The 12,803-nt window shown below is 60.4% G+C and carries 16 protein-coding genes and 1 pseudogene (1 of these 17 running past the window's edge); 11 read left to right on the forward strand and 6 right to left on the reverse strand.

What is annotated here, in order from left to right:
* Window positions 1-720, reverse strand: the 5' portion of a protein-coding gene (pepT, locus tag VDQ28_RS05715) for a peptidase T (protein ID WP_323035014.1). It extends 519 nt beyond the left edge of the window; only the first 720 of its 1,239 coding nucleotides appear in the window; its start codon is at window positions 718-720; the stop codon falls past the left edge of the window.
* 275 nt (window positions 721-995) lie between these two features.
* On the opposite strand from pepT, the gene VDQ28_RS05720 reads away from it, so the two are divergent.
* Both VDQ28_RS05720 and VDQ28_RS05725 read left to right on the forward strand, forming a co-directional pair.
* On the forward strand, window positions 996-1,406 hold the full coding sequence (locus VDQ28_RS05720) for a nuclear transport factor 2 family protein (RefSeq protein WP_323035015.1): 411 nt from the start codon (window positions 996-998) through the stop codon (window positions 1,404-1,406).
* Window positions 1,407-1,666: 260 nt separating this feature from the next.
* On the forward strand, window positions 1,667-2,239 hold the full coding sequence (locus VDQ28_RS05725) for a hypothetical protein (protein ID WP_323035016.1): 573 nt from the start codon (window positions 1,667-1,669) through the stop codon (window positions 2,237-2,239).
* Between the two features lie 104 nt (window positions 2,240-2,343).
* On the opposite strand, the gene mdh is transcribed toward VDQ28_RS05725, so the two are convergent.
* Window positions 2,344-3,306, reverse strand: a complete 963-nt coding sequence (mdh, locus tag VDQ28_RS05730) for a malate dehydrogenase (protein WP_323035017.1) — start codon at window positions 3,304-3,306, stop codon at window positions 2,344-2,346.
* Between the two features lie 139 nt (window positions 3,307-3,445).
* A complete protein-coding gene (locus tag VDQ28_RS05735; RefSeq protein WP_323035018.1) occupies window positions 3,446-3,748 on the reverse strand; it encodes a hypothetical protein in 303 nt (100 codons plus the stop codon).
* 157 nt (window positions 3,749-3,905) lie between these two features.
* Here VDQ28_RS05735 and VDQ28_RS05740 point away from each other — a divergent pair, with 157 nt between their 5' ends.
* From VDQ28_RS05740 to VDQ28_RS05780, 9 genes and pseudogenes are all read left to right on the forward strand, one after another.
* Complete coding sequence (locus VDQ28_RS05740) at window positions 3,906-4,778, forward strand: CoA ester lyase (RefSeq protein WP_323035019.1); 873 nt, start codon at window positions 3,906-3,908, stop codon at window positions 4,776-4,778.
* 1 nt (window position 4,779) lies between these two features.
* Window positions 4,780-5,337, forward strand: a complete 558-nt coding sequence (locus VDQ28_RS05745; RefSeq protein WP_323035020.1) for an NnrU family protein — start codon at window positions 4,780-4,782, stop codon at window positions 5,335-5,337.
* A 1-nt stretch (window position 5,338) separates the two neighbouring features.
* Window positions 5,339-5,542, forward strand: a complete 204-nt coding sequence (locus VDQ28_RS05750) for a DUF1737 domain-containing protein (protein WP_323035021.1) — start codon at window positions 5,339-5,341, stop codon at window positions 5,540-5,542.
* Between the two features lie 86 nt (window positions 5,543-5,628).
* A pseudogene (locus VDQ28_RS05755) lies at window positions 5,629-6,655 on the forward strand (MaoC family dehydratase).
* Window positions 6,656-6,829: 174 nt separating this feature from the next.
* A complete protein-coding gene (locus VDQ28_RS05760; RefSeq protein ID WP_323035022.1) occupies window positions 6,830-7,453 on the forward strand; it encodes a TorF family putative porin in 624 nt (207 codons plus the stop codon).
* A 245-nt stretch (window positions 7,454-7,698) separates the two neighbouring features.
* Window positions 7,699-8,082, forward strand: coding sequence for a succinate dehydrogenase, cytochrome b556 subunit (gene sdhC / locus VDQ28_RS05765; RefSeq protein WP_323035023.1), 384 nt, complete (start codon window positions 7,699-7,701; stop codon window positions 8,080-8,082).
* An 11-nt stretch (window positions 8,083-8,093) separates the two neighbouring features.
* Window positions 8,094-8,474 (forward strand): succinate dehydrogenase, hydrophobic membrane anchor protein, encoded by a 381-nt coding sequence (gene sdhD / locus VDQ28_RS05770; protein ID WP_323035024.1) that lies wholly within the window; start codon window positions 8,094-8,096, stop codon window positions 8,472-8,474.
* Window positions 8,475-8,486: 12 nt separating this feature from the next.
* Entirely contained in the window at window positions 8,487-10,292 is a 1,806-nt protein-coding gene (sdhA, locus tag VDQ28_RS05775) for a succinate dehydrogenase flavoprotein subunit (protein WP_323035025.1), read from the forward strand.
* A 10-nt stretch (window positions 10,293-10,302) separates the two neighbouring features.
* The gene (locus VDQ28_RS05780) at window positions 10,303-11,082 is read left to right on the forward strand and encodes a succinate dehydrogenase iron-sulfur subunit (protein ID WP_323035026.1); all 780 of its coding nucleotides are present in this window, start codon (window positions 10,303-10,305) and stop codon (window positions 11,080-11,082) included.
* A gap of 121 nt (window positions 11,083-11,203) precedes the next feature.
* Here VDQ28_RS05780 and VDQ28_RS05785 read toward each other — a convergent pair whose 3' ends face one another.
* Genes VDQ28_RS05785 through flaF form a run of 3 tightly spaced genes read right to left on the reverse strand, consistent with a single transcriptional unit; the run spans window position 11,204 to window position 12,803 of the window.
* Entirely contained in the window at window positions 11,204-12,025 is an 822-nt protein-coding gene (locus tag VDQ28_RS05785; RefSeq protein ID WP_323035027.1) for a DUF1217 domain-containing protein, read from the reverse strand.
* A complete protein-coding gene (flbT, locus tag VDQ28_RS05790) occupies window positions 12,022-12,426 on the reverse strand; it encodes a flagellar biosynthesis repressor FlbT (RefSeq protein WP_323035028.1) in 405 nt (134 codons plus the stop codon). Before flbT ends, VDQ28_RS05785 begins: the two co-directional genes overlap by 4 nt.
* On the reverse strand, window positions 12,423-12,803 hold the full coding sequence (gene flaF / locus VDQ28_RS05795) for a flagellar biosynthesis regulator FlaF (RefSeq protein ID WP_323035029.1): 381 nt from the start codon (window positions 12,801-12,803) through the stop codon (window positions 12,423-12,425). Before flaF ends, flbT begins: the two co-directional genes overlap by 4 nt.

A 12,803-nucleotide genomic window follows, 5' to 3' on the forward strand; every position in this document is an offset into this window, starting at 1 on the left:
ATGGATCGCATTGACGAGCTTGTCCTTGGCGAGGCCGGGGTGAATGGAGACGCCGGTGATTGAGACGACAGCCTGGTCAGCAGAGAAGGTCTCGTATTCGATCTCGCCCACCTCGGCCGCATCATAGGTATAGGCGAAGTCGACGCCGAGGTCCGCGGGGAGCTTGGAGTCGACGCCCCGGCCGATCTCTTCGTCGGGGGTGAAGGCGATCCGCAGCGTGGGATGCGGGATCTCGGGGTTGGCCAGCAGATGCCGGGCGGCGGCCATGATGATCGCGATGCCGGCCTTGTCGTCGGCCCCCAGCAAGGTCTTGCCGGAGGCGGTGATGATGTCGTGGCCGACCTTCGTCGCGAGATAGGGGAACTCGTCGGGGGTGAGGGTCAGGTTGGGGGCGTCGGGAAAGGTGATCGCGCCGCCATTATAGCCGCGGATCACGCGGGGTTTCACGTTGGTCGCGTTGAATTGGGGGGCGGTGTCGACATGGGCGAGGAATCCGATGGTCGGGCCGGGGGCGGTGCCGGGGATCGTGGCGAGGACGGTTCCGTAATCGGTGAGGGTGACATCTTGCGCGCCGATCTCGGTCAATTCGGCCACCAAAAGCCGTGACAGATCGAGTTGAATCGCGGTGGAGGGGCTGGTGGGGCTGTCGGCGTCGGATTGGCTGTCGATCGCGCAATATCGGATCAGGCGGTCGGTGAGTTCGGCGGTGAAGTCGGTCATTTTGCACCCTCTGGTTTTCGGAATGAGGCAACCAGATCGAGGGTTTGTCAAGCTGGGCTGGAGCGCGCCCGGCAGATTGTCCCGCCGTGGGACAAAACGCGGGACACATGATTTCAAAGACTTGGCGTGCAGCATTTACCCGGTGTTAAGGCTTGTGGGCGGGATGTCTGCCGGGACGGACGGTGCGTGCAAGCACGCACCCTACGGGTTGCACATAGGATTGACGCAGCAGGGCAGCCGCGCCAACGTCGCCCGACACGATAAAGGGGAACAGAATGCATCCGACGATTGAACGCATGATGGCGGTGGTTGCCGCGGGCCGTGAGGCGGATATCCACAGCCTTCTGGCCGAGGATGTCGATTTCCTGCCGCCGACCTACTGGAAAACATGGACCGGCCGCGAACCGGTGGCGGCTTTGCTGGGCCATGTCGGGCGGATCTTCTCGGATTTCGAATATCGCCGGATCATGGGGGACGGCAACGACTGGGCGCTGGAGTTCCAATGCAAGATCGGGGATCTGGACGCCGTGGGTGTCGACCTGATCACGCTGGACGACACCGGGCTGATCGCCACCTTTGAAGTGGTCATGCGCCCGCTGAAATCCGTCGAGGCGCTGCGGGCGGCGATGAATGCCTCGGTGGCCAGCGACCCGCGCTTCGCGGCGTTTCGGGCGGCGCTGAGCTGACACTATAATGGCAAAGGGCGCAGCAAGGCGGCTGCGTTGACACCCCGTGTCCTGACAAGAGCACCTTTGACCGGCAGCGACTGCAGGGCCAGCAAAACCCTGCAACAACCGCACGGGTTTCGGACGGGATTTGTGGAAGGGCCACGCGGGATCGTTTGCGCCTGTTCCAAAAAGGAGGGTTATGAGAACATGCGCGTAATATTGTCTGGTGTATGCCATCTGGGTTAAAGACAGCCGGTTAAAAAATAAGGAGCTTTAGAATGAACATCAAACGTGCACGTGTAATCAGTGAAAATATAACTTTTTTCAACACCGCACTGGAAAATCTCGCGGCGAGGCATTTCTTTACTGAGGCTGTGCGTTGCGTCGAATACGATCCCCCACTATCACTTGCAGGCATAACTTGCTTGATATGCGGGATCGAAGGTTCGTTACGATTTAGTGTGGAAGAGCATTGCACACAAAAAAAATCGTCCGAAACGATTGATTTAGATAGTTCTCTTAACTTCAATAATCGCCTCTTACAGAAGGCGGCTCAACTTGGTTTCAACATTGAGGTGCTCGCCTTCCACGAGGAGGTTGGTAAAATGGCAAAACTCGTCGAAGTTAAAAAACCGCCAGTTGGGATAGTTATGTGGAGAAACGAACTGACACATGGTCGCGCGTATAGGGCGGCAGCGAACTTCGGACAAAGTGACTGGAGTGATCCAATTATGCTGGAGCCAGCATTCAAAGAAATGCTGGATATTTCTTACAGATACTCCCAGGAATTAGCAAAGTTCAGAGGCGTCGAGTTAAGTCCTGACAACGATTTAAATCCTTTTGGTATTTAGTTTAGAATATTTGGTCAAAACCAAGCCTCCCAAAAACCACCGTTCCCGAACGCAAAACGCGCGCCCCAAGGGACGCGCGCTTTTTTGTCGTCTCGTGACAGACCTTAGCCCAGCGACGGATCAATCGCTTTGCAGGCGTCGACCAGACCTTTGACGGCCTTGACCGATTTGTCGAACATCTCCTGCTCTTCGGCGTTCAGGGTGATGTTGACGACACGCTCGACCCCGCCCGCGCCGATGATGGTTGGCACGCCGACATACATGTCGTTCACGCCCAACTCACCATCGCAATAGGCCGCACAAGGCAGCAGGCGCTTTTGGTCGCGCAGATAGGCTTCGGCCATTTCAATGGCGCTGGTGGCCGGAGCGTAGAACGCCGAGCCGGTTTTCAGCAGGCCAACGATCTCGGCGCCGCCGTCGCGGGTGCGCTGAACGATGGCGTCCAGCTTGTCCTGCGTGGTCCAGCCCATCTCGACCAGATCGGGCAGCGGGATGCCGCCAACGGTGGAATAGCGCACCGAGGGCACCATCGTGTCGCCGTGGCCACCCAGCACAAAGGCGGTGACGTCGCGCATGGAAACGTTGAATTCCGAGGCGAGGAAGTGACGGAAGCGCGCCGAATCAAGCACGCCAGCCATGCCGACAACCTTGTTGGTCGGCAGACCCGAGAACTGCTGCAGCGCCCAGACCATCGCATCAAGCGGGTTGGTGATGCAGATCACGAAGGCGTCGGGGGCGTGCTGCTTGATGCCTTCGCCAACCGATTTCATGACCTTGAGGTTGATGCCCAACAGGTCATCGCGCGACATGCCCGGCTTGCGCGCCACGCCAGCGGTGACGATGCACACGTCAGCGCCAGCAATATCGGCATAGTCGTTGGTGCCGGTGAAGCTGCCGTCAAAGCCCTCGGACGGGCCGGATTCGGAAATGTCGAGCGCCTTGCCCTGGGGGATACCCTCGGCAATGTCGAACAGGACAACGTCGCCGAGTTCCTTGATCGCGGCGAGATGGGCGAGCGTGCCGCCGATCTGGCCCGCGCCGATGAGGGCAATTTTGGGTCTGGCCATTAGAGTTCTCCGGTCAGTTGCGGTTTTCGCGCTATGCGTAAGCCCTCAGCGGGCGTCGCGCAAGCCTCGCGGCGTCGCAGCAAACCGGATTATGTCGCTGTTATCGCTGTCAGCGTCGTTTTGCCACGACGCTATGCGATCAGGCGGGGTTGCCGCGCGCGGGTTGCAACCCGTGAGTCGCGTCAAACCCGGTGCCGTTCGCCAGCAGACAACTGCGGCCATCGGGGAGATGCAGCACCAGGCTCCAGGTGCCGGAGCTGGCCGCGAACAGGTCAAGCGTGGCACCGCGATTGGCGACCCCGGTGGCAAGGCGCTCCTCGCCGCGCTGGTCGATGACGAATTGCAAGACCTGCTCGCGTGGGGCGCAAGGCAGGGATTGGGCGGCCGCGGGCGTGGCGGCAATGACCAGGGAGGCGGCGACGGATCCAAGCGAGCGAAACATGGGGAAACCCTTTGTGGTTGATGCGTCGGACCAGTCTGCCGGGGTATGGGAAATGAGGCCCTAACGGTGCGTTCTCTCTGCACCGCAGAAAATACCGCTTGCCATTTGTGACGGAATTTGGTGGTTTGCGCGCAATATTGTTTCACGGGAGAAGATCATGGACAGCCGCCCTTTCCGCTCGATGCTGTATATCCCCGGCTCGAAAGAGCGCGCGATGGAGAAGGCCCGGAGCCTTGCCACCGACGCGATCATCTTTGATCTGGAAGACGCGGTGGCGGTCGATGAAAAGGCCAATGCGCGCGAATTGCTGGCGAAAACGCTGATGACGTCGGAGTTTGGCCCACGGGCAAAAGTCATACGGATCAACGGCTTCGATACGGAATGGGCCGAGGCGGATCTGGAGGTGATTGCCCAGGCGCGGCCCGAGGCGATCTTGTTGCCCAAGGTGAACTCGGCGGCGGATATTCAGGCGCTGGCCGACCGGCTGGAGGCGCGCGCACAAACCGCCGACACGGTGATCTGGGCGATGATGGAGACGCCGCAGGGCATCCTGAACGCCGGGGAAATCGCCGCCGCGCCGCGGATGGCCGGGTTCGTGATCGGCACCAATGATCTGGCCAAGGAGCTGAACTGCCGATTCCGCGCCGACCGATTGCCGATGCAGTATGCGTTGCAGACCTGTCTGATGGCGGCGCGCGCGGCGGGGATCGTGGCGGTGGATGGCGTTTACAATGCGTTCAAGGACGACGAAGGGCTGCGGGTCGAGTGCGAACAGGGCCGCGATCTGGGGTTTGACGGCAAGACCCTGATCCACCCGGCGCAACTGGCAATTGCCAACGCCGCCTTTGCCCCCGACGCCGCCGCGATTGATCTGGCGCGGCGCCAGATTGCCGCCTTTGACGAGGCGACGGCCAAGGGGCTGGGGGTTGCGGTTGTCGATGGCAAGATCGTGGAAAATCTGCATATCGTGACGGCCCGTGCGACTCTGGATCGTGCCGAGGCCATCGCAACGCTGCAAAAGGGACTGTAAGATGGGATATGTACTGCTGACGGCAGGGGTCCTGTTATGGGCCTACTCGCATTTGATGAAACGACTCACACCGGGCCTGCGCGCCAGGATGGGTGAGAATGGCGGCAAGATGGCCGTCAGTGTGATGTCGATCATCGCGATTTACCTGATGGTCAAAGGCTATGGCCGCGCCGCGCCGATCGACCTGTGGAACCCGCCCGCGTTCATGACGCATATCAACAACACGCTGATGCTGATTGCGGTGTTCCTGCTGGGGCTTGGCTATTCGCGCGGCGTGCTGCGCAGCAAGATGCGGCATCCGATGCTGGGCGCGGTCAAGGTCTGGGCACTGGCGCATTTGCTGGTCAACGGCGATCTGGCCTCGGTGATCCTGTTTGGCGGGTTGCTGGCCTGGGCGGTGGTCGACATGATCATGATCAACCGGCAAACACCGCCCTGGGTGCGGCCCGCGGCTGGCCCGGTGATCAACGACGTCCTTTATGGGGTGATTTCGCTGCTGGTGTTCGGCGTGATCGCCTATGTTCACCTGTGGCTTGGCGTTTCGCCGTTTGGGGGCTGATATGAAACTGTACCGACTGCTGACCGAGGACGACACGTCAGAGTTCTGCCACAAGGTCACCTTGGCCTTGAACAAGGGCTGGGAGTTGCATGGCTCGCCAACCATGGCGTTTGACGCGGCGCGGGGCGTGATGCGCTGCGCGCAAGCGGTGACCAAAGAGGCGCCGGGAACCTATACGCCCGAGACGAAATTGGGCGTGCAATAGGGGGCGCTGCCCCCTCGCCCTGCGGGCTCACCCCCGGAGTATTTTTGAGCAAGATGAAGGGGCCCCAAAACAAGGGGTGAAGGATCATGAAAACCAATCCCGGCCGTTTCTTTGAGGATTACCGTCTTGGCGAGGTGATCCGCCATGCGGTGCCGCGCACGCTTTCGGGGGGGCGAGCGGGCGTTGTATCATGCGCTGTATCCGGCGCGGGGCGCGTTGTATTCCTCGGATGAATTTGCCCGCGCCAGTGGTCTGGCCGCCAGTCCTCTGGATGATCTGATCGTGTTTCACACGGTGTTCGGCAAGACAGTGCCCGATATCAGCCTGAATGCGATTGCCAATCTGGGCTATGCCGAGGGGCGGTTTTTGCAGCCGGTCTATCCAGGGGATACGCTGGCCTCGCGATCCGAGGTGATCGGGCTGAAGCAGAACTCGAACGGGAAATCGGGCGTGGTCTATGTGCGCACCACCGGCACGAACCAGCGCAGCGAGGCGGTGCTGGAGTATGTGCGCTGGGTGATGGTGCGCAAGCGCGATCCGGAGGCCCCGGCGCCCGAGGTTCTGGTGCCGGATTTGGCGGATGTTGTCGATGTTAGCGATTTGGTCATCCCTGAAGGGCTATCGTTTGAGCGTTACGACTTTGAACTGGCTGGCGAGCGGTATCGGGCGCGCGATTACGCGGTCGGCGAGGTGATTGAACATGTCGACGGTGTGACGGTTGAGGAAGCCGAGCATATGCTGGCGACCCGGCTGTGGCAGAACACCGCCAAGGTGCATTTCGACGCGACGCACCGCGCCGACGGGCAACGGCTGATTTACGGCGGGCATATCATCAGTCTGGCGCGGGCGCTGTCGTTCAACGGCCTGGCGAATGCGCAGATGATGGTGGCGATCAACGGCGGGGCACATGCCAATCCGTGCTATGCGGGCATGACCGTCAAGGCATGGTCCGAGGTGTTGGATGTCGCTGCAACCAGCGCACCCGGTGTTGCAGCGGTCCGGTTGCGGTTGGTGGCGACCAGCGGCGCTGGGACGGCCTTGCGCGGCGAGGATGGGAAATACCGGCCCGAGGTTTTGTTGGACCTGGATTATTGGGCCTTGATGCCGGCGTGAGTGCTGCGCCACTGTTTCGCCCTTGGCGTAGTTACAAAAAATCAACATTCCCGCGCCATATGATGGGTGCCGACGTATTTCAGTTGCCGGATCGCGGATCATGGTGCTTGTGCTCAGGTATCATTGGAATGGCCTTGCATGGCCACTCTTCAACAGTCATGGAGATGACCCAGAATGAAGCCTTCGTTTGTCGTGATCGCAATGGCCGGTTTGCTGATGGCAACCGGGACGGCCTCGGCGCAATCGCTGTCCTTTGGCGCGACTTTAACTTCGGACTATATCTCTCGTGGCGTCAGCCAGACGGGTCACGACCCGGCGTTTCAGCCATGGATCGAATACGAGTCGAATGGCTGGTACGCGGGTCTGTGGGCGTCAAATGTGGCATTCGCACCGGACAACGTGGAAATCGACCTGTATGGCGGCTATCGCTGGGCGATGAACGCCACCAGCCTGGACGTCGGTTATGCGCGCTATTTCTATGACAGCACCGGCGACGCAAGCGGGGAACTCTATTTGCTGGTCGAGCAAGGTCTGGGTGAAACCGCCGCGATCAATGGCGGCATCTATCTGGGGCATTCGGGCGGGCTGACGATAAACGACGCGCATATCGGCTTCAGCGCCAGCCTGATGCCCAATCTGACCGCCTCGACCACCTTTGGCGTGACGCCCGGGTCGATGTATTATGGGCTTGTCGGACTCAGCTATGCGGTGAATGACAATTTCTCGCTCGAGGCCGAGATCCATGACGCCACCGCGCAGTCCACACGCCTCGTGGTGTCCACCGACCTGAGCTTTTGAGGCGCACAGGCCGTGCTGCGGAATCAGGCGGGCGATCCTGGCTCGCCTTTTTCTTTGTGTGCAGGTCAGAAGATGTGATCACACGCCTTTGTGGTGTGATCACATCGCGGGTTTTTTCGGTATCCCGCCGCATACATTCACGTCAAACGCAAATGGTCGCGTGACTTGAGCGAAAAATCCGCTATCTATCCGACTGAAGCCAGCCGGCCCCGTGGGCCGACGCGCCAACCAAAGAGGGACCGATCATGGCTGATGTGAACCGGGGCAACAGGCCGCTTTCTCCGCACTTGCAGGTGTACCGCTTACCACTTGTGTCGCATATCTCGATTCTGACGCGGATCACGGGTGTCGGGCTGATTGTCGGCCTGACGCTGATTGTCTGGTGGTTCGTCGCCGGGGCCTATTCGCCCGACTATTTCGCCAGTGCCGATACGCTGATGTCGTCCTGGTTCGGATCGCTGATCCTGATCGCCTCGCTCTGGGCACTGTGGTTCCATTTCTGCAACGGCGTGCGCCATTTCTTTTTCGACTTCGGCAAAGGGATGGAATTGGAGAGCGTCGCGCGCAGCAATTATTTCGTGATCGGCGGATCGGTGGTCTTGACCATCCTGACGCTGCTGCTGGTCTGAGGGAGAGTATCATGGGTTTCAAAACCGATTTTGCCCGCGTGCAGGGCCTGGGCGGGGCTGGCGAGGGGGTGCACCACTGGTGGATCCAGCGTCTGACCTCGGTCGCTCTGGTGCCGCTGACCATCCTGTTCCTGATCCCGTTCGGTCGCGCCCTTGGTGGCGGCACCGAGGCGTTGATCGCGACCTATGGCCAGTTCGGCAACGCGCTGACCGCTGCTCTGTTCATCGGCGTCGCCTGCTGGCATTTCGCCATCGGCATTCAGGTGGTGATCGAGGATTATGTCCACGGCAACGCATCCCGTGTGACCCTGCTGATCCTTGCCAAACTGTTTAGCTACACGCTGGCTGCGGCCGGTATCCTGGCTGTCGCCACCATTCTGTTCCGCGCCTGAGGATCTGACCCAATGTCTGCTTATGAAATCGAACACCATACCTATGACGTGGTTGTCGTCGGTGCCGGGGGTGCGGGTCTGCGCGCCACGCTGGGCATGGCCGAACAAGGCCTGAAAACGGCCTGTATCACCAAGGTTTTCCCGACCCGCTCGCATACCGTGGCGGCGCAGGGGGGCATCGCTGCCTCGCTGTCGAACATGGGCCCCGACAATTGGCAGTGGCATATGTATGACACGGTCAAGGGCTCGGATTGGCTGGGCGACATGGACGCGATGGAATACCTGACGCGCGAAGCCCCCAAGGCGGTGTATGAGCTGGAGCATTACGGCGTGCCGTTCAGCCGCACCGAGGATGGCCGCATTTACCAGCGCCCGTTCGGTGGCCACACGACGGAATTCGGCGAGGGTCCGCCCGTGCAACGCACCTGCGCCGCCGCCGACCGCACCGGCCACGCCATGCTGCACACGCTCTATGGCCGCTCGCTGAAGGAAAAAGCGCAGTTTTATATCGAATACTTCGCAACCGACCTGCTGATGTCCGACGATGGTGAATGCACCGGCGTTCTGGCGTGGAAGCTGGATGACGGCACGTTGCACCAGTTCAACGCGAAAAAGGTCGTGCTGGCGACCGGCGGTTATGGCCGCGCGTTCTTCAGTGCAACCTCGGCGCACACCTGCACCGGCGACGGCAACGGCATGATCGCCCGTGCGGGCCTGCCGCTACAGGACATGGAATTCGTGCAATTCCACCCGACCGGGATTTACGGCGCGGGCTGTCTGATCACCGAGGGGGCGCGTGGCGAAGGCGGCTATCTGACCAACTCGGAAGGCGAGCGGTTCATGGAACGCTACGCGCCGACCTACAAGGATCTGGCGTCGCGCGATGTGGTCTCGCGTTGCATGACGATGGAGATCCGCGAAGGGCGCGGCGTGGGTCCGAAGAAGGATCATATCCACCTGCACCTGAACCACCTGCCGCCCGAAACCCTGGCGCTGCGGCTGCCGGGAATTTCCGAGTCCGCGCGCATTTTTGCCGGCGTTGACCTGAACAAAGAGCCGATTCCGGTGCTGCCGACCGTGCATTACAACATGGGCGGCATTCCGACGAATTATTGGGGCGAGGTGCTGAACGCTGACGCCGAGAACCCGACACGCGTCGCGCCCGGCTTGATGGCGGTGGGTGAAGCGGCCTGTGCCTCGGTGCATGGGGCGAATCGCCTGGGCTCGAACTCGTTGATCGACCTCGTGGTGTTTGGCCGCGCGGCGGCGATTCGGGCCGGTCAGACGATTGATCCGAATTCGGCCAATCGCGAGACCTCCAAAGCCTCGATCGAGGCGGCACTCGAGCGATTCGATCGCTTGCGCCACGCGAATGGCGGCACGCCGACCGCCGAACTGCGGTTGGAAATGCAGCACACCATGCAAAACGACGCCGCCGTCTTCCGTACCGACAAAACCTTGGCCGAAGGGGTCGAAAAGATGACCGCCGTCGCCGGGAAGATGGGCGACCTGAAGGTCACCGATCGGTCGCTGGTGTGGAATTCGGACCTGATGGAAACGCTGGAACTGGAAAACCTGATGCCCTGCGCCTTGGCAACCATTGTCGGTGCCGAAGCGCGCAAGGAATCGCGGGGCGCCCACGCCCACGAGGATTATCCGGACCGCGATGACGTGAACTGGCGCAAACACACGCTGGCCTGGATCGAGGGCAACCAAGTGCGCCTCGGCTATCGCGGCGTCGTGACCGAGCCGCTGACCAAACTGGCCGATGGTGGCATCGACCCAAAGAAAATCGCGCCCAAAGCGCGCGTGTATTGAGGAGGCGACAATGGTAGAACTGGCACTCCCCAAGAATTCCCGCATTCGGACCGGAAAAACCTGGCCGAAACCGGCGGGTGCGACCAAGCTGCGCACCTTCCGCATCTATCGCTGGTCGCCAGACGACGGCGAAAACCCGCGGGTCGACACCTATTTCATTGATCTGGATGCCTGCGGGCCGATGGTTCTGGACGCGCTGATCAAGATCAAGAACGAGATCGATCCGACGCTGACCTTCCGGCGCTCGTGCCGCGAGGGGATTTGCGGATCCTGCGCGATGAACATCGATGGCCGCAATACGCTGGCCTGTATCTTTGGCATGGATGAGATCAAGGGTGACGTCAAGATTTACCCGCTGCCGCATATGCCGGTGGTCAAGGATCTGATCCCGGATCTGACGCATTTCTACGCGCAGCATGAGTCGATCATGCCGTGGCTGGAAACCAAATCGAACACGCCCGCAAAAGAATGGAAGCAGTCCATCGAGGATCGCGCCAAGCTGGACGGGCTGTATGAATGCGTGATGTGCGCCTGTTGCTCGACCTCCTGCCCGAGTTATTGGTGGAACGGTGATCGGTATCTGGGCCCGGCGGCGTTGCTGCACGCCTATCGCTGGATCATCGATTCGCGCGACGAGGCGACCGGGCAACGGCTGGACGAATTGCACGATCCGTTCAAACTGTATCGCTGCCACACGATCATGAATTGCACCAGCACCTGCCCCAAGGGCCTGAACCCCGCCAAGGCCATTGCCGAGATCAAGAAGCTGATGGTTGAACGGGTGGTCTGATCCACGCCGCCGCCAAGCGGGTCGTTTCAAAAAAGAGGCCGCAGCAAATGCTGCGGCCTTTTACTTTTGCGGAATTGATCGGTTGAGATGCCAGGCGCTTCAGTTGGTGGTCATGCGCGGCCTATCGGCCCAACAAACCTCTTAACGACGCTTGTCCGGATTGCAGCAGAGTCAGCGCCGAGCTACCGCCACTTTGGGATTGAAACTGCTGAATTTGCCCGGCCAGCATGAACCGTTTGGTCAGGGCTTCCAGATTGGCGGAATCGGTGAATTGCGCGATTGACGAACTGCCGGTCAGGCGTTCCGTGCGCTCTTGCAACACCTCGACCTGGCGATCAATGTCCAGAGTCCCGAAACTGGAGGGCAGCAGAAACGCCGTTTCAAACACCGACCTGAGGCTCGGAGTGCCCAGAACCGTATACCATTTTGTGGCCTCGGAACTGCCCTGCGCGGCGAGGCTGCCAAGATCACGCTCCAACGCCAGGGCCATGCGCATCGTATCATTCTGCGCGCCGACCGCCGCTTCGAAAGAACGATCCTGAAACTTCTGAATCAAAGTGTCGGCAAAGCCGCTTGCCTGATTTCGCGGGGCTCCGCCGTCACCGAACCCGAACGCCGTCGCCAATTGATGATACCGCTTGTCTGTCAAACGGTTCACAAAACTTCCCGCTTCACCCGTTGCGCTTTCCAAGACCTTTTCGATATAGGCGCGATTGGGCAAGTCATCCTCAAGGCCGAACGCTGTCAACGCAACGCGCAGCAACCGCCGGTCCGAGACCAGCTCTTGTGCGGTCTGTATGGAGCCGATCTTGTCGCGGACATAGGATTCATCCCGTTGCGCGGTGGGCGTGTTGGCATGGGCGCTGCTCTGCGCCTCAAGCGTTCGTTGCAAGAAACGCCAGCCAACAAACCCATCCAGCGGCAGAACCGGTTGAAAGCTCATTGCCTTGTGACCCCCATCAGGCGCTGCTCGCGCGGGAGCAGGGCGCGAAGGTGCCGCATGGCCGGGTAATAATCGCCATCAATAACGGCTTGAGAGGCGCGAGACAGCAACTGACGGCTGTCTTCATCGGTCAACACCTGGCTGAGCTGCTCGATTCCGCGCAGGAGTTGCGGCTCCGCGTCCTTGGGATCGGCATCGCCCGACAGGACAAGCTGCGCGATGTAACACACACGGCTCACTGGTGAACTTGCATTTTCGGGATGAATCGCATCACGCAGCCGCAAGATATTTGCGTTGCGCGTGACGATGGAGAACCGACTGCGCCGGTCGCCATTTTCAATGACCGCACCGTTGATCAAGACACGCTCATGCGGCGCAAGTTTCAGGATGAGACCGCTCATGGTGTGACCCCCTGCCCGCGCAATCCACGCATGACCGCAGTGTTGATCTCGGCAAGGACATCGGCGGTTGCCGTTCCGGCCAGAACCTGCGTTGTGTGGCGCAGGGTAAATTCTGCAAGGTAGAACAGACGTGCCTTGAGATCGTTCGGAAATGCGTTCCCTTCGCCCGCAAGGTCGGTGGCAAAGGCCGTCCAAAGCCGACGGTTGTCATTCAAGGCAGCCACAAGCTGCGGGCTGGTGCGCCCTTTGGGATGTGGCAATTGCGCCTGAAGGCGCCCTGTGACGCGGGCCAGGACGTCATATTCAATGTCGCGTGGCGTTTTCAGGGTTCTGGTGTTCAGTCCGTAGGTCGAATGTGCGTGGGCAGCGACGCTCAT

This window comes from Pararhodobacter sp. (genome assembly GCF_034676545.1).
Taxonomy (GTDB): domain Bacteria; phylum Pseudomonadota; class Alphaproteobacteria; order Rhodobacterales; family Rhodobacteraceae; genus Pararhodobacter.